Below are 16,942 nucleotides of genomic sequence, written 5' to 3'. Positions count from 1 at the left end.
AATTTTAACTAAATTCTATCAAAAAAGTCTTTATATTACATTAAAAAGCCGTTTTTATTCAGATTGTAAGACTTGCGTGTCCCTTTTGTAACATTCTTGTCACATTTAACTTGTAGTATATAGGCTGTAAGTAATTAAGAAACATTTAAATTTTTTAGGGAATGAAATAAATTAATATGAAAAAAATCAAATCAAATTTAGTTAAATTTTTAGCAGCATTTACAATCGCGTTTATGGCAGTTGCTACTGTTCAAACTTTTGTTTCAAATAATTCAAACAATCAAACTGTTCAAGCTGCAAGAAAGCTTTCAAAGCGTGAAAAAGCAGCTAAGAAATACATTGCTATGAGAGAATCTGGTGGTAGCTACACTGCTAGAAACGGTGTTTGCTACGGTAAGTACCAATTAAACATTGCATACCTTCATGGTGACTTATCACCTAAGAACCAAGAAAGAGTTGCCGATAACTACGTTTACGGTCGTTACGGTTCATGGGTTAATGCAAAGAACTTCTGGTTAACTCACCACTGGTACTAAAATCAAAGAAACAATCTTATTCCCAGAACTAAAAAAATAAAGGTTAGGATCAATTATCCTAGCCTTTATTTTTTTGCTTTTATTCAAAATTATCTTTTTTAATGAAACGATAGAGCGCAATAATATTCACACCAATGGCACAAGCAATCGCAACGTAGGCCATCCCACCTACTGAAATCGCATTAGCTGCTGCTTGTGGTCCAATTTGATTTTCTGCACCATAAGCAATAACCCAACGCTTCATTAATACAGGAGTAAAAATAAAACTTACCATTGTAATAAAGGAAGTTATTAAAGTCACATTACGTGAATATGGTTCCTTGAAAAATTGTGCTAACACACAGATGGCTGGTGCAATTATTAAAAGTAGTGACCACATTACAATCCACCTACCGGATGGTGAACTCATCATTTGTGCACTATTAGTTGCATAGCGATAAGTACTCCAGAGCTGGTTACCTGTAACAGAATTCAGTAAATTTAATAAGTAAGAACCTTGTTGACCATAGCTACCACCGTAGCTTGCTAGCATGTTATTGATAACTTGCAAACTATCAGTTGAACCTGCATTAGCAAAGTTTACCGTTACTACTTGCTTCATATTAGTAGATAAAAACATGACAACTGATCCACCGAGTTCTAAAGCTCTAAGCATACTTAACTTCCTAGAAGCCTTCATCTTAAACTCAAGACTTAAAACCTGATCTGGATGATGACTGCGAGCAATGACAAAAATCCCAATCGCAACTAAGATTGCTAAGATTAGTAGTCCCCACCAGAGTTTGGTCATGATAAGAAAAATCGCCACAACGATAATTGCCACTGAAACATATGGCCGATCAGCAAACATATTCCAAAAGTTTAATTTCGTATGGGTATAGTTGTGACGAGAATTTACTTTAGAGAAATCGACTTGACGTTTAACTTCGGCCTTCTTTCTCGCTTGTTGAAAATTTCTCTGGTCATCTGACCGCTTGCGAGCATAATTTGATTTAGCTACTGCCGCATTATGATCTCCATGTTCTTTCTTCATGCGGTATTCTCTACGTGACATATGTGACATAGCAATGGCACTCCTCTCTGTTTCATTATCCTACCACAGAAGCGCTGCGATAACTTGTCATTTTATTGAATTTTATTAATTTTGTATGTGCTAAAATAGAACTATTGTATTTGATATGAAAGAGATGACTTTTTGAAAGAACAAGAAAACGAAAAATTTCCTGCAGGTTGGCATAAAGCCTTCTATACTTTGTGGTTAGGCTGTTTTATCACCGGAATGGGCTATTCAATGACCATGCCATTTATCGCCCTTTTCATTGCTGACTTAGGGAACTACAGTAAATTACAAATTAATCTCTACTCTGGATTAGCATTTGCAATGACCTTTATTGCTCAGGCAATTGTTTCACCATATTGGGGCAATTTAGCTGACCGCAAGGGTCGAAAGCTCATGTGTATGCGTGCTTCCGGCGTTATGGCACTGACAATTACTTTAACAGGATTTGCGCCAAATGCGATCTATATTATTGTGATGAGATTTATTCAAGGATCTTTTTCTGGATATATCAACAATGCGACAGCTTTGATGGCTGGCGAGACACCGCATAGGCGCAGCGGCTGGGTTATGAGTCAAATGATGACTGCCGGAACTGCTGGTAACTTGGTTGGACCACTTCTTGGCGGGGCACTTTCTAGTTTCTTTGGTAACATATTTGGCGGAGCCTGGGGATATCGAATTCCGTTCTTTATTACAGGATTTTTGATGTTACTAGTTTTCTTCGCAACTACTTTCTTAGTTCATGAAAACTTCACACCAATTTCACGCGAAAAGATGAAGCCAATGAAAGAAATTATGGCTGGTCTTCCAAGTGTTAAGTTAATTATCTTGATGTTTATAACCACAATGCTTGTTCAATCATCTTCAATGTCAATCGATCCAATTGTTTCCTTATATGTAAAGTCGATGATGCCGAATAGTGACAATGTTGCCTTTGTAGCTGGTGTAGTTGCAGCAACACCTGGACTCGGGACATTAATTGCGGCTTCCAAGATCGGACATAAAATGGATGAAGTTGGACCGTTAAGAGTTTTACGAATTGGCTTAGTTGTCGGATTTATTCTATTCATTCCAATGGCACTAACCCACAATCCTTGGGTTCTTGCAGTATTGAGATTTTTCCTTGGAATTGCCAGTGCAGCAATGCTTCCAGCAGCACAGACAGTCCTGACATTGAACACGCCAGCTGAAAGTTTTGGTCGAATCTTTTCTTATAATCAATCCTTCCAAGCAGTTGGTTCAGTTTTAGGAGCTTTGATGGGATCGACGATCTCGGGTCTATCAAGTTATGCTGCAGTATTTTGGATTACTGGTTTTACCTTATTCATCAATTTCATTCTTGTAATTATCTTTGCTTGGGGAATTTCATATAGGCGCAAATAAAAAGGCTTCGGCTTCTATCAATATAATAGGAGCAAAGCTTTTTTTATTTATCTAATTCATCTTGAAAAATCTGATACATGCCCTGCTCAAAGGCGCACATCGTTACATTCATCTCATAAGCTGAATTTTCATCTAACCATGTTCTAACGGTTTCAAAAGCAACCTTAGCCGCATCTTTAGCTGGATAACCATACACTCCAGTTGAAATTGATGAAAAGATAATGCTATGCAAATTATGCGCTTTAGCTAGATTCAAACTATTACGGTAGCAAGCCGCTAGCAACTTGGCATCTTCATCGGGTGTATGAAAACGATAGATTGGACCAACTGTGTGAATGACATACTTGGCTGGTAAATTATAGCCTCTTGTAATCTTGGCCTCACCAGTATCACAACCATGCAAAGTTTTACATTCTTCCAATAATTGTGAACCAGCTGCAGCATGGATTGCACCATCTACTCCTCCACCGCCAAGCAAGCTTTTATTTGCGGCATTGACGATTGCATCAGCCTTCATTGTTGTGATATCACCTTGAATAATTTTTATTTCTGACATCTTATAGCTCCATTGATAGAAAAAATTTTTCAATCCTCTTTCTTATTGAATAACTATATCATTTTATTAACTTCTGTAACAAAAAATGCCTTACTCAAATGAGTAAAGCATTTTTAGCATAAGCAAATTTTTCGTTAACCTTTATCAGCACCAGCAGTAATTCCGTTAACATAAAACTTCTGCATGAAGATGAACAAGATTGTAATAGGAATAGCAATGATAACACACCCTGCAACAAATTGTGCAAAGTAAGCAGTCGCATTACCCTTTGCCGTGTGAACCATATTATAAAGTCCATAAGCAATTGTGTAATCCTTAGCATTTCCTGAGGTTGATAGGATAATACCTGAGAAGATGAAATCTGTCCATGGTGCGATGAATGCTGTTAAAGCGGTATAAACGATCATTGGCTTAGAAAGTGGCAAACCGATGTGTACGAATACTTGCCATTTAGTAGCACCGTCAATTTCTGCGGCTTCGTCAATTGCTCTAGGAATTGTATCGAAGAATCCCTTAGCAACGTAGAATCCAAGTCCTGCACCACCAACATAAACAAGGAACAAACCGAATAAGTTCAACATGTTAAGACCCTTTAAGATGTAGTACAAAGCAATCATTGACATGAACCCTGGGAACATTCCTAAAACCAAGGCAATTTGCAAGAATGGCTTTCTAAAGGCAAAGCGAAGTCTTGATAATACATATGCAACTGAGATTGTTAAAAAAGTAGAAACAACCATTGAAGCGATTGAAATAATCAATGTATTGATGATCCAATTAACAAATGGATATTGTGGATTTGTAAAAATCCCAATGTAATTTTGAAGTGTGAATTTGTCTGGCCAGAAAGTCGAAACAAATCCAGTATCGTTATATGAAAAACTAGCTAAGACGATCCAAACAATTGGTAAAATCCATAAAATAGCTAAGATAGTTAAAAGGATATACCGAAAAATTAGTGAGAGCCGTCTTTGTTGTGAATAAGACTTCATTTTTTAGCCCTCCTTGAAAGCATTCGTACGTCTGTATGTAATAAGTGAAACAGTCGCACTGATGATGAAAATTAAAATACCCAATACAGCTGAAGCGTTGTAACGTTGCTCTTGACCAAATGTTAAGTTATATAGCCAAGTTACCAACAAGTCGGTCGATCCGGCACCGTTATATTTACTATTCATTGGTGCACCACCCGTCAGCAAGAAGATAACATTGAAGTTGTTGATGTTACCAATAAATTGTTGAATTAATGATGGAGCCATTACGAATAAGATCTGAGGGAAAGTAATGAATCTAAAGATTTGGACGGCATTAGCACCATCAATTTTTGCAGCTTCGATTTGGTCAGTTGGTAGGTTTTGAATAATCGCAGTAGATACCAACATTGATACCGGAATACCAATCCACATGTTAACAAGAATAACCGTAATTCTAGCAACTAATGGAGAAGCTTGATTATCAATAAAGTGAATTGGTGAACCGATAATGTGTAAGTTCATCAAAATATTGTTTAAAGCACCTTGATAGTCCAAGAATTGTGCCATCATCAATAATGAGACAAATTGTGGAACAGCCCATACAAGAACAAATACAGTTCTCCAGAAACTCTTGTGCTTAATACCTTTTGATTCGATCAATAAGGCAAGTAAAACACCGAAGAAGAATGTAGTTGCAGTTGCTAAAACTGCCCAAATCAAGGTCCAACCCAATACTGGGAAGAACGTACCGGCTAAATCACCGCTAAGAACATTACCAAATGCTTGGAATCCAGTCCAAGAAAAGGCAATTGGGTGTTGACGATCATAGTTAGTGAACGCCATTGAAATCATAAATACGGTTGGCAAAACGGTAAAGAATAAGATACCGATTAATGGAATAACCATTAAAGTTGAGTGCAAACGCGTATCAAACAAACTCTTAATTTCTTCAAGATTGGTAGGAATATGTTCACCGTCACGCTTCAAGATGTAATTATGTCTTGTTGAACGTAAATTAACAATGTAGAGGTAGATCATTGCAATACATAAAATTATTGCTAAAACTCCAAATAATAGAATCAAAACAGAGTTTGACGGTTGTTTAGTGACATATACTCCTTGTGCAGCATCATAAACAACTTTCTTGGTTTTATCTGGACCTAAGTCGGATAACATGCTTAAAGCTGAAATACCACTTAAGAAAACCCAAACGAAGAAGATAACTTCTGAGAGTAAAAGTGATAGACCTTTAACCCATTGCTTATTAGCCAAAGCGTTACTACCCATTATAAAGAATGATAATTTAGTAGCAATATTACCCTTTGACCAAACTTCTCCATACGTTGCTTTAGGAGCTACATGCTTTTTCTTTTTAAACATAACTTCTCCCCTTCTCAAGCGAAAAGGTTGGAGATATTCTGCCAACCTTTGCTTATGCTTTTAAAAGTTAATTATTTCTTTTCAATACTCTTTTCAAGTTTAGCAAGTTGTGCCTTGTATTGTGATGGCTTAATCTTACCGTCGTAAGTACCACTGATAAGTGGAGCTGAACCGTTCCAGAATGCAGCCATTTGTGGAAGCATTGGTTGAAGTACTGAGTTACCTGGCTTAGCCATTTCAATTACAGCTTCAGCAACTGGATCGTTCTTAACTGCGCTTGAGTTAACAGCAGCCTTCAATACAGGAATTTGACCAGCTTCCTCGTGGGCGATTAATTGCGCCTTCTTGTTAGTGATGTATGCAGCTAAATCTGAAGCAGCCTTAGCGTTACTGGTGTGTGAGTTAACTGCGAAGCCTTCGATACCAAGGAATGCTTCCATTTGTACGCTCTTACCACCAACATTAATCTTTGGATACTTAGCAACTGCGAAGTCCTTACCCAAAATCTTCTTGATATTAGCAGCGTTCCAAGGACCATCTAAGATTGCTTGTGCGTTGCCTTTCTTTAATTGATTCAATGCGTTTGAAGTTTGCATTACGCCCTTATTGTCCTTTTGTTCAGCGTACCACTTCAATCCGTTAACACCATCTTGTGAGTTGAAGGTTGAACCTTTAAGTTCTTGACCATTATCACCAAACAACTTAGTACCTGCTGAGAACATTACTGGCCACATTACGTATGCGTTAGTAAAGTCAGTAGCAACTACACCCTTAGAGGTTAAAGTCTTCCAATCCTTAACATCGTTAGCTGAAAGCTTTGACTTGTTGTAGTAAAGTGTTTGGGCCTGTTGTGCGTAAGGATATGCGTAAATCTTACCCTTCCAAGTTACACCCCTTGAAGCTTCGCTTACGTAGTTTGCCTTGATGTCCTTAGTTGCATCTGGTGAAAGTGGGTTAATGTAGCCTGCTTCAGCCATTTGGCCTAATTGGTCGTTAGGTACTTCAAATACATCTGCAGCCTTTGATGGGTCCTTACCAACATCAGTCTTAGCGTTAGCTGAACCATTTGGACTTTGAACGACACGAACCTTGACATTCTTATTTTCTTTCATGAAGTCGTTTGCGATTTGTTTGTAGTAAGGTACTTGTTCAGTATCTACCCAAAGGGTCAAGTTGGCCTTCTTACTACTTGATGAACTATTATTTGAACCATTTGAACAAGCTGCAAGTGACATAGCAGCTAAAACAGCAGTACTACCTAAAGCCAATTTCTTCCATAATTTCATGACTTTATTCCTCCTAAAAATTTATAAAAACAATATATATTTCCTTACTAAGCAGTTCAGTCTGCAATTTGTAAGCTTAATAATTATTAAGACTAATCAACAATGGTCTTAGTAGTGTCCTTATCAAAGAAGTGTGCCTTGTTAACATCAAAGCCCATTTTTACTTTGTCACCAGGTTCGTGGTAATCACGAGAGTTAACAATGGCAACAAATTCAGTACCATCAACTTTTTGGTAAAGTTGGATAGTTGAACCTAAAAGTTCTGAAACTACAACTTCTGATTCAACTACGGCATTTGGCCAGGTTTCAAGGAAGGCCTCTTCTGAGTGAATATCTTCTGGACGAATACCAAAGACAACATCCTTATCAGCGTAACCTTTTTGTTCAAGCATCTTAGCCTTACCTTCAGGAATTTCAATATCAAGTCCTCTACCATCGGTAATTCTTTGATCCTTGTAGTGAACGTTGAAGAAATTCATTTGAGGTGAACCAATAAATCCAGCAACAAATTGGTTAACTGGGTGGTTGTAAACCTCAAGTGGTGTACCAATTTGTTCAACCTTACCTACTGACATAACTACTACTCGATCGGCTAAAGTCATGGCTTCAGTCTGGTCATGAGTTACGTAAATAGTAGTTGTTCCAAGGTTTTGGTGAAGCTTAGCAATTTCTGCACGCATTGATACACGAAGCTTAGCATCAAGGTTGGAAAGAGGTTCGTCCATGAGGAAGATAGGTGCATCACGAACAATCGCACGTCCTAAAGCAACACGCTGACGTTGACCACCAGAAAGTTCTCCAGGCTTCTTATCTAAGTATTGCTTAAGGCCCAAGATATCCGCTGCGTGCTGAACACGTTTATCAATTTCGGCCTTGTCATATTTACGAAGCTTCAAGCTGAAGGCCATGTTGTCATAAATAGTCATGTGTGGGTACAATGCGTAGTTCTGGAATACCATCGCAATGTGTCTGTCCTTTGGAGCAACATCGTTCATAACTTTGTGATCAATTTCCAAAGTACCTTCACTAATATCTTCAAGTCCAGCAACCATTCTTAAAGTAGTTGACTTACCACAACCTGATGGACCAACGAAGACGATGAATTCCTTATCTTTGATATGTAAATCAAAGTCATTTACAGAATAGTAATCATTGCCTTCATATTTTTTGTAAATATGGTTTAAATCTACTTCAACCATACTCTCCCCCTACTTTCTTTTACTTACTATTAAAAACTTCTTCAATTTTACTCAACTTCAAATCCGCAGTAGTTGGCACAATGTAATCTGCTTCACTAAGAAGATCTTTATTACCAATACCAACTGCAAATTGACCTGCAGCCTTGATTGCTTCCACCCCGGCTTTTGCATCTTCAAAGCTAATTACTTCATCAGCCTTAAGTTCTGCAAGTTCTTGAGCCTTGATGTAGATTTCTGGATCAGGTTTACCCTTTGAAAGAGTTGCCGGATCAACGATTCCATCGAATTCATCCATAATTCCTAATCTAGTCAAAATCTTTGGAGCATTCTTTGATGCAGAAGCAATGACCATCTTCAACTTTTGCGCCTTAGCATCCTTAAGAAGTTCTGGGATACCTGGCAAGATATCCTTTGGTGTCATAGTTTCAACTTGCTCAACGAACTTTTCGTTCTTTTCGGCCGCAAATTTTTCTTTTTCAGCTTCGGTGTACTTGTTTTCTTGACCACCGAATTTCAAAATCATGTTTAATGAATCCATTCTTGAAATACCACGAAGGGCATCAAGTTGATCATCAGTTAAAGTGATTCCTAATTCTTGGGCCAAGTTGTTCCAAGCACTTAAATGATAACGGGCTGAATCAGTTAAGACGCCATCTAAGTCAAAAATTAAACCTTTAAGCATTTGCAGATTCCCCTTCTTCTAAGTGAACTTGCTTATCGTAAAGCTTGATATCAAGTGGTTCACCACTAATTAAAGTGATCTTTGCCTTGTCACTCATTTCTACTAAAAGGAGACGACCACGATAATTGATCTTGAAACTGTAGTGTGACCATTTCTTTGGTAAGAATGGCTTGAAGCTTAATTCGTCATTGTTGTATCGCATGCCTGCGAAACCTTGAACGATTGCAAGCCATGAACCACTCATTGAAGTGATGTGCAAACCATCAACTGTATCGTTGTTGTAGTTATCAAGATCAAGACGAGCAGTTCTTTCATACAATTCAACTGCTTTGTCTTGCTTACCAAGTTCAGCAGCTAAGATTGAGTGGATACATGGAGAAAGTGAGCTTTCGTGAACTGTTAATGGTTCGTAAAAGTCGAAGTTCTTTTCCTTTTGTTCCATAGTGTATTGATCATTTAAGAAATAAATACCTTGAAGAACATCTGCTTGCTTAATGAATGGTGATCTTAAGATCTTGTCCCATGACCAGTGTTGGTTAATTGGGCGTTGATCTTCAATTTCAGATACTGGACGAATATCCTTATCTAAGAAGTCATCTTGTTGTAAGAAAATACCTAAGTCCTTATCTTCACCTAAGTAGATGTTATCAGCAATATCTTGCCACTTAGCCTTTTCTTCATCAGTAACTTTGACACGTTCTTGAGCTTCCTTAGTAGCAAGTGGTAAACGTTCCAAAGTATACTTGAGAAGCCATCTTGCCATGGTGCTTGTGAACCAGTTGTTGTTTACGTTGTTTTCGTATTCGTTAGGACCAGTTACACCATGCATCACATACTTGTTACGCCACTTAGAGAAGTGAACACGTGCTGCCCAGAATCTTGCAGTACCAACTAAGACATCCATACCTTCATTCTTAACGTAACTATCGTCACCGGTGTATTTAGTGTACATTGAGATAGCAAAAGGAATATCTGCGTTTCTGTGGATTTCTTCAAAAGTAATTTCCCATTCGTTGTGACATTCAATACCGTTGAAAGTTACCATTGGGAACAATGCACCTGGAAGTCCTTGTTGCTTAGCATTGTGATAGGCACCTGGAAGTTGGTCATGACGATATTGAAGAAGTGCACGAGTAACTTCAGGCTTAGTAACAGCTAAATACATTGGAACAATATAAGCTTCTGTATCCCAGTAAGTAGCACCACCGTACTTTTCTCCGGTGAATCCTTTAGGACCTACGTTCAAGCGTTTATCTTCACCGTAGTAAGTCATGAAGAGTTGTAAGATATTAAAACGAATACCTTGTTGTGCTGCTTCATCACCAGAAATTTCAACATCTGAAGTTTCCCAGCGCTTAGCCCAGACCGCTTCATGATCAGCTAAGTTTTCATCAAAACTCTTAGCTTGAAGCTTGTTCATTAATTCGTTAGCAACAGCTAACTGGTCCTTTTCATCAACATCACGGCTAGTTACAACGATAACGTCCTTTTCAAGTTCATATGATTGACCTTGATCAAGTTCCATAGAAAGCTTTTCGCTTAACTGAGCTTCCTTAGTAGAAACTTCCCTGTCAATTACTTGACCATCATGGCGAAGGCTTTCCTTCAAAAGAACTGCAAATTGAGGAACTTCATAAGGATTTGGCTTAGTCTTAACTTGGATTGTCTTTTCCTTCGCATCTTCACCAAGTGCATCCCAGAAGTGCTCTTCATAGTTACTGTCTTCGTTAACAACAGTTCCATCTAAAGTTGAATCAAAGTCAATCTTAGCGTGACCTTCCAAAACAGTTGCCTTAACTTCAATCAAAGCCGCTTCTTTTTGAACAATATGAAGGAAACGTCTAAATTCGAACTTAACTTTTACATCTTTGCCTTCATATACAAAGCTTCTTGAAAGAAGTCCTTGGTGCATATCAAGTGAAAGTTCGAAGTCACTGAACTTAACCTTAGCTAAGTCAACTTTTTCACCATTAACAGTAATTCCTAAGCCGATAAAGTTTGGAGCATTAAGACTCTTACCGAAATATTTAGGATAACCATTCTTCCACCAACCAACACGGGTCTTGTCTGGGAACCAGACACCTGCAAGATAAGTACCTTGTAAGCTATCGGCTGAGTAGCCTTCTTCAAAGTTACCTCTCATACCCATATAGTCGTTTCCGATTGCTGTCATACTTTCTTGCAATCTCTTATCTTCCTTATTAAATTTATGAGTCACAACCTTCCAAGGGTTGATTTCAAAAATTCTTTTCATAATACTTTTTCTCTCCATCAGATGCTCTTTTGTTTACGCTTTCATTATCCATTGTTTGAAAGCGCTTTACAATAGCAAATTAGCTGTTACCGGTATCAGGATGTAACAATAAATAAAGCAGACAGATTTTTACATCTGTCTGCTTTTTAATTAAATAACTCTAATCCTTATTCATTGCGATTACAAAGCCATTTTGGGCTAATTTTCCAGCTTGATACTTTTGACTTAGAAGAGGGGGAACATTGATTTCAAGATCCCTATCTGCTGTGTTAAAGTAAGCAACTAGCCTTTCTTGACCGTTTCTTTCGACCTTAATTAAGCCATTTTCTGTTACAGATAACAAAGTATCACCTTTACCTAAAGTTGCTGCGTGATCTAGGCGGAATTTAACTAATTCATGAACTCTTTGCCATACAGGACCTTCCATCTTACTCCAGTCCATCGGCTTACGGCAATCAGGATCATTGCCACCGGCCATTCCCATTTCTGTACCATAGTAAATACATGGACTACCAGTTTGCATAAAGATAAAGGTCATTGCTTGTATAGCTAAGTCTTGGTTGCCGCCCGCAACAGTTAAAATTCTGGCAGTATCATGACTATCAAGCGTGTTAAGCATTGCTTGATTGGTTGCATCCCTATAAAGCATCAATTGATCATTCAAATGTTCAACTAATTCTTTAGCAGTCATCTTATCATTAAAGAAATGATCTTCAACTTGCAAAGTAAATGGATAATTCATGACACCTGAGAATTCATCACCGTTAAGCCAAGGTCTAGCTGAGTGCCAAATTTCACCAACAATATAGAAGTTTGGCTTAAGTGCAACTAGAGCCTTGTGGAATCTCTTCCAGAAATGGTGATCAACTTCGTTAGCAACATCAAGTCGCCAAGCATCAATATCAAAGTACTTTACCCAGTAAGTAGCAATTTCCAATAAGTATTCTTGAACTTCTGGATTAGCGGTGTTTAATTTAGGCATTGCAGGTTCAAAAGCAAAAGTTTCATAAGGTGGTTCACCTTCACCCTTCAATGGATCACGGAATGGCTTAACTGGGAATGAGTTGATGTGGAACCAGTCTGCAAAGCGTGACTTAGGGCCATTTTCCACCACATCTTGCCATTGCATTGAATTTTCACCAATATGGTTAAAGACCGCATCAAGCATAACTTTCATACCGCGCTTGTGAGCCTCATTGACCACTTTTGCGAATAAGTCTTTAGTACCAAAGGCTGGATCGATATCAAAGTAATCAACAGTATCATACTTGTGGTTTGAACTAGCGGTAAAGACCGGACAGAAGTAAAGACCATTTACGCCTAACTTCTTCAAGTCATCTAAGTGATCAAGTACACCTTGAAGGTCTCCACCATAAAAGTCAGTTCTACTTGGATGATCTTCTGGATTCCATGGCTTAGTTCCCTTTGGATCGTTACTCTTGTCTCCATTAGCAAAGCGTTCTGGGAAAATTTGGTACCAAACAGTTTGCTTTACCCAATCGGGAGTTATATCCATGTCAATTTCATGGAAGTATGGTAAGCGGAAGTAGCTTCCATCAGCTTTAAGATTGGTTTTATTAAAGTCATAAATTCCACGATCGCCAACGATCTTGTGGTCGCCATCTTTTCCAATTACTTCAAAAGTATACTTGATTCGGTGATATGGTACTTCCAAAGTAGCAACCCAGTGATCAGATACTTCACCGCTACTAATTTTTGTCATTTCGACTTCTTTTGTTTCTGTAGTTGGAGTGTAGTTATCAACGTAGTGAACAATAATCTTATCTACATCATCCTTGGCAGTATGAAAACGAACTCTAACATGATCGCTATCAATTACGAAACAGTCTTCACTTTCACTTCTATGGCGTAAAGCAGCTAATTGCATATACTTCTCCTTATTTTTTCATCAAAACAACGCCAGAATATGGCATTAATGTCAATTTTCCATCATTTAATTGATAATCTCCTGCAGATAATTTTTCTACTTCGTAACCTTTAGGAATAACAACTGCTGTTTCCTTATCACTTAAAGATGAAGCAACAATCGCACTCTTTTCTCCTAGGTCTCGTTGGTAAACATATGAATTCTTATCTGTAGAAAGTAAGTAGTAGTCTCCATCTTGGAAAAGATCTTCTTGCTTAAGTTCAAGCATTCTCTTATAAAAATTAAAACTAGATCTTTCATCGTCAATTTGATCATCAACTACACAATTATCAACTTTTTGTCCCTTAATCCAGCTATCGGCTTCACTAAAGCCATAGTTCTTATCGTGATTCCATGGCATTGGACCACGTGCTGGCATTTTATGAACAAGGCTTGCCATCTTGATAGCCTCTTCTTTTGACAAACCAGCTTTCTTAGCTGATGCAATAAAGGCTTCCACAGTTTGATCACTAAATTGTGACTCATTATCAAACTGCAAATTTTGCATCCCTAACTCTTCCCCATAATAAATAATCGGAATCCCGCGTTGTAAGTACATTAACATTGCTAAACTGCGAGCTTGAATATCATTTTTGGCCACTCGAGTTCTCAAGCGAGCCATATCATGATTACTCCAGTAAAGAGTTGGATATGAAATACCAGCTAGAGTTTGTTGCCAGACGGTTTGATTTTGCTTAAACGCAGTCATATCAAGAGTCTTAGGTTGGTAAACATCAGAATAGTGTTTATCAACTTGACTGTTATCCTCTGTGAAGTAACGAAAAGTTACCACACTATCCATCAAGTGATTACGCCTTTCGGTATAATCAACAGCTAAGTTAACATTAGCACTGGCCGCCTCTCCCAAGAGTAAGGTTTCAGGATAATCTTGCTTGATTTGTTCACAAAATGGTCTGAGCCAAGTTTGTACTTGCGGCAAATTAGCAAAGAATGGTTCTGCGACAACTGGATCGCCATTGCCATCTTCAGTTGGAAAGTTCTGTCTTAAATCGGCCTTAGCAATGTGAATAAAGGCATCTAGACGTAAACCGTCAATTCCCTTTTCAAGCCAATATTCTGCTATTTCAAGCATTGAGTGTCTAACTTCTGGGTTCTTCCAATTAAGGTCAGGCATTTTCTTATCAAATAAGTGGAAATAAAATTCACCCGTTCCAGCAGGATCTTCTTCCCAGACACTGCCACCGAAGAAACTCCCCCAATTATTAGGACGCTTGCCATCTTTACCAGCGAAGATATAGTAATCACGGTAAATACTATTAGGATCGCTAATAGCATCTTGAAACCAAGGATGCTGATTCGAAGTATGGTTTAAAACAAAATCCATAATTACATGAATACCAGCTTTATGACAGTCTTCAATTAAGCTGTTCATATCTTCCATGGTCCCCATTGCTGGATCGATAGCGAAATAGTTAGAAACATCGTAGCCATTATCCACCTGTGGTGAGACAAAGACTGGATTAAGCCAGATAGCATTGATTCCTAACTTTTGTAAATACGGAATTCTTTGCCTAATTCCATTAAGGTCCCCAATACCATCATTATTGGTATCTTGAAAAGACTTAGGATAAATTTGATATATAATTGCGTGATCGTACCAATGTGCCATAATTAATTTCCTCCATTGACAGTCTAGCTGATTAAAGAAACCGTTTACAAGAGAAATATAATTGTTATCGGTATCAAAAAACAACTTGAGTTTTTTCAAGTTGTTTTTGTCTTTTTATCTAGTTGTTTTTCGTCTAATCAACTCTGGCGTGATTAAGACCTCGCCTTGAGGTGATCCAGACTGGGCAATTTTCTGTAAAAGCATATCAGCTAACAAATCACCCATCTTAAAAATAGATTGCTTAACGGTTGTAAGTTTTGGATTAGAAACTTGATCCAAAAATACACCATCAAAACCAATTACGCCGAAGTCATCTGGAATTCTAGCATCTTCAGTTTGCAACTGTCTAATAACTCCAATCGCTATTCTGTCACTAGCACAGATGAAACAAGTATCCTTCTTAAATTCTTTAAAGTGCTTTTTGATCAATTCCTGTGCTTCATGGCTATGATTGCCAATACGATAGATTTGCGGAATCATTTGATTCTTCTGCAAAGTATTGATATATCCAGCTTCTCGTGAATATTCAAATGGCTCTTTTACATCTAAACCAATGAAAATTATGCGCTTGTATAAACGTGATAAAGCATATTCGGTCGCAATCTTCTCTCCGGCCTGATTATCAGTATCAATAAAGTCATAACCACGGTGATTTTCTCCAAAGAGTACAAAAGGCTTCTCTAACTTATCTAGCCAATCATAGTCGCTATTTCTTGCACCTGTAATCAAATAACCATCAGATTGCCCTTTTTTAATCTCCTCAGGATCAGTAATCAGTTGCAAAGCATACTGCTTCTTCGCTAATCCTTGTGCAAAACCAAAAAGCAAATTTACATAATAAGGTTCTGTTATATCAATATCTTCAAGTATGACAAATTTGACCACATTAGTACGATTATTGACTAATGCCTGAGCAATAGAATTGGGATGGTATTCTAAAGTCTCCATTGCCTGCTCTACAAGTGCTCGCAATTCATCAGTTACTTGTTCAGGGTGGTTAATTACCCTCGAAACTGTCATTTTTGATACATTTGCTTCTTTTGCTACATCTGATAAAGTAACCATCTTTTTACCCCAAATACATCTTACGGAATTTATTTAAATCATTTTGACTAAATCCAAGTTCTTTCGTAAAAAATGAATCAAAGCTCCCCCAGCCTTGGCGAATAGTTTCAGTAATTCCATAAACCGCTGTCCCTTCGCCTTTAGTAATATTCATTTTGGCAATCATTGCAGAAATCTCATCATTACTTGGTAAATTTCTTGAAGCTGCAAAATCATAAAGTTTATTAGTTAATAAGTAGTCTCGAGCAATTGTGTCATCATCTACACCCAAAGCCATTAAGATTAAGGCTGCAGTCATTCCTGTTCGGTCCTTTCCAGCACTACAGTGAAAGACTAAAGCCTCATCTTCAGGCATGTTAAGTAGTTGGTCAAAGATTTCCGCAAATTCTTGCTGGCTATGACTATTAAGCAAAGTCCGTTGGTATATTTGACCAATGAAATTTCCTTTTAAATCAGGAAGATGGTGCATGAAGCGGTAAATCTTGCTTGCGCTCTTATCTTCACTTGAATCATCTGAATAAAGTGGAACATCAACATACTTTACCCCAGACCATAAATCATCTGGAGAAGAATTTTTTTCATATCTTGATCGTAAGTCGCAATCTATTGCTACCCTTCTCTTCACTAAGTCAATCTTATCTTTATATGACAGAGAACTTAATGAATCGGATCGATAAATTTTATTCCATTTAACCTTCTGACCCTGACTATTTTCATATCCGCCTAAATCACGGAAATTTCTTGGTCCATCAAGTGAAACAATTCGATCATGCGTCAATATTTTCGCCTCCTTATGTAATCGCTACCATATTAATTATAGCATTATAAATTATCCGGTTATATTTTTGCAAATTAGAAATAAAAAAGCTATAAAATTAAAAATAAAAGTGTCGAATTTGAACTGAGACCCAAAAGTTAGATGATCCGTACCTAGTCAAGTAGACAGTTAAAATATATAAATTAATTAGCTTAATCAGTTCGCTATTATGCGAGCTGATTTTTCTTTGCTT

Annotated in this window: 14 protein-coding genes; 2 read left to right on the top strand and 12 right to left on the bottom strand. The window is 37.7% G+C overall.

Annotation, left to right across the window (positions count from 1 at the left end):
• The first annotated feature begins 176 nt into the window (after positions 1-176).
• Positions 177-536, top strand: a complete 360-nt coding sequence (locus NFR82_RS04965) for an aggregation-promoting factor C-terminal-like domain-containing protein (RefSeq protein WP_251717187.1) — start codon at positions 177-179, stop codon at positions 534-536.
• Positions 537-615: 79 nt separating this feature from the next.
• Here NFR82_RS04965 and NFR82_RS04960 read toward each other — a convergent pair whose 3' ends face one another.
• Positions 616-1,599, bottom strand: coding sequence for a cytochrome C5 (locus NFR82_RS04960; protein WP_251717186.1), 984 nt, complete (start codon positions 1,597-1,599; stop codon positions 616-618).
• 132 nt (positions 1,600-1,731) lie between these two features.
• On the opposite strand from NFR82_RS04960, the gene NFR82_RS04955 reads away from it, so the two are divergent.
• Positions 1,732-2,979: an MFS transporter gene (locus NFR82_RS04955; protein WP_251717185.1), complete on the top strand. Its 1,248-nt coding sequence runs from the start codon at positions 1,732-1,734 to the stop codon at positions 2,977-2,979.
• Between the two features lie 43 nt (positions 2,980-3,022).
• On the opposite strand, the gene NFR82_RS04950 is transcribed toward NFR82_RS04955, so the two are convergent.
• From NFR82_RS04950 to NFR82_RS04900, 11 genes are all read right to left on the bottom strand, one after another.
• Complete coding sequence (locus NFR82_RS04950; RefSeq protein WP_251717184.1) at positions 3,023-3,535, bottom strand: O-acetyl-ADP-ribose deacetylase; 513 nt, start codon at positions 3,533-3,535, stop codon at positions 3,023-3,025.
• A gap of 134 nt (positions 3,536-3,669) precedes the next feature.
• Positions 3,670-4,527, bottom strand: coding sequence for a sugar ABC transporter permease (locus NFR82_RS04945; RefSeq protein WP_251717183.1), 858 nt, complete (start codon positions 4,525-4,527; stop codon positions 3,670-3,672).
• A gap of 3 nt (positions 4,528-4,530) precedes the next feature.
• Positions 4,531-5,889, bottom strand: coding sequence for a carbohydrate ABC transporter permease (locus NFR82_RS04940; protein WP_251717182.1), 1,359 nt, complete (start codon positions 5,887-5,889; stop codon positions 4,531-4,533).
• A 71-nt stretch (positions 5,890-5,960) separates the two neighbouring features.
• Positions 5,961-7,175, bottom strand: coding sequence for an extracellular solute-binding protein (locus NFR82_RS04935; protein WP_251717181.1), 1,215 nt, complete (start codon positions 7,173-7,175; stop codon positions 5,961-5,963).
• Positions 7,176-7,267: 92 nt separating this feature from the next.
• Positions 7,268-8,374 (bottom strand): ABC transporter ATP-binding protein, encoded by a 1,107-nt coding sequence (locus tag NFR82_RS04930; protein ID WP_251717180.1) that lies wholly within the window; start codon positions 8,372-8,374, stop codon positions 7,268-7,270.
• Positions 8,375-8,393: 19 nt separating this feature from the next.
• The gene (gene pgmB / locus NFR82_RS04925; protein WP_251717179.1) at positions 8,394-9,056 is read right to left on the bottom strand and encodes a beta-phosphoglucomutase; all 663 of its coding nucleotides are present in this window, start codon (positions 9,054-9,056) and stop codon (positions 8,394-8,396) included.
• A complete protein-coding gene (locus tag NFR82_RS04920; protein WP_251717178.1) occupies positions 9,049-11,310 on the bottom strand; it encodes a glycoside hydrolase family 65 protein in 2,262 nt (753 codons plus the stop codon). Before NFR82_RS04920 ends, pgmB begins: the two co-directional genes overlap by 8 nt.
• A 160-nt stretch (positions 11,311-11,470) precedes the next feature.
• Positions 11,471-13,198 (bottom strand): glycoside hydrolase family 13 protein, encoded by a 1,728-nt coding sequence (locus NFR82_RS04915; RefSeq protein WP_251717177.1) that lies wholly within the window; start codon positions 13,196-13,198, stop codon positions 11,471-11,473.
• 10 nt (positions 13,199-13,208) lie between these two features.
• Positions 13,209-14,867, bottom strand: a complete 1,659-nt coding sequence (locus tag NFR82_RS04910) for an alpha-glucosidase (RefSeq protein WP_251717176.1) — start codon at positions 14,865-14,867, stop codon at positions 13,209-13,211.
• A 114-nt stretch (positions 14,868-14,981) separates the two neighbouring features.
• Positions 14,982-15,932, bottom strand: coding sequence for a LacI family DNA-binding transcriptional regulator (locus NFR82_RS04905; RefSeq protein WP_251717175.1), 951 nt, complete (start codon positions 15,930-15,932; stop codon positions 14,982-14,984).
• A 4-nt stretch (positions 15,933-15,936) separates the two neighbouring features.
• Positions 15,937-16,710 carry a tyrosine-protein phosphatase gene (locus NFR82_RS04900; RefSeq protein ID WP_251717174.1) on the bottom strand — a complete coding sequence of 258 codons (774 nt, stop codon included), beginning with the start codon at positions 16,708-16,710 and terminating at the stop codon, positions 15,937-15,939.
• Positions 16,711-16,942: the final 232 nt, after the last annotated feature.

Source organism: Lactobacillus agrestimuris (assembly GCF_943193025.1).
In the GTDB taxonomy this organism is placed as follows: domain Bacteria; phylum Bacillota; class Bacilli; order Lactobacillales; family Lactobacillaceae; genus Lactobacillus; species Lactobacillus agrestimuris.
The sequence above is the reverse complement of the archived record's forward strand: the minus strand, read 5'-3'. Positions and strand labels throughout refer to the sequence as shown.

Bases quoted from the DNA above. Each gene is read 5' to 3' on its own strand.
- NFR82_RS04930 (WP_251717180.1), bottom strand. From the start codon at position 8,374: ATGGTTGAAGTAGATTTAAACCATATTTACAAAAAATATGAAGGCAAT.
- NFR82_RS04920 (WP_251717178.1), bottom strand. From the start codon at position 11,310: ATGAAAAGAATTTTTGAAATCAACCCTTGGAAGGTTGTGACTCATAAA.
- NFR82_RS04950 (WP_251717184.1), bottom strand. From the start codon at position 3,535: ATGTCAGAAATAAAAATTATTCAAGGTGATATCACAACAATGAAGGCT.
- NFR82_RS04935 (WP_251717181.1), bottom strand. From the start codon at position 7,175: ATGAAATTATGGAAGAAATTGGCTTTAGGTAGTACTGCTGTTTTAGCT.
- NFR82_RS04965 (WP_251717187.1), top strand. From the start codon at position 177: ATGAAAAAAATCAAATCAAATTTAGTTAAATTTTTAGCAGCATTTACA.
- NFR82_RS04905 (WP_251717175.1), bottom strand. From the start codon at position 15,932: ATGGTTACTTTATCAGATGTAGCAAAAGAAGCAAATGTATCAAAAATG.
- NFR82_RS04960 (WP_251717186.1), bottom strand. From the start codon at position 1,599: ATGTCACATATGTCACGTAGAGAATACCGCATGAAGAAAGAACATGGA.
- pgmB (WP_251717179.1), bottom strand. From the start codon at position 9,056: ATGCTTAAAGGTTTAATTTTTGACTTAGATGGCGTCTTAACTGATTCA.
- NFR82_RS04910 (WP_251717176.1), bottom strand. From the start codon at position 14,867: ATGGCACATTGGTACGATCACGCAATTATATATCAAATTTATCCTAAG.
- NFR82_RS04945 (WP_251717183.1), bottom strand. From the start codon at position 4,527: ATGAAGTCTTATTCACAACAAAGACGGCTCTCACTAATTTTTCGGTAT.
- NFR82_RS04940 (WP_251717182.1), bottom strand. From the start codon at position 5,889: ATGTTTAAAAAGAAAAAGCATGTAGCTCCTAAAGCAACGTATGGAGAA.
- NFR82_RS04915 (WP_251717177.1), bottom strand. From the start codon at position 13,198: ATGCAATTAGCTGCTTTACGCCATAGAAGTGAAAGTGAAGACTGTTTC.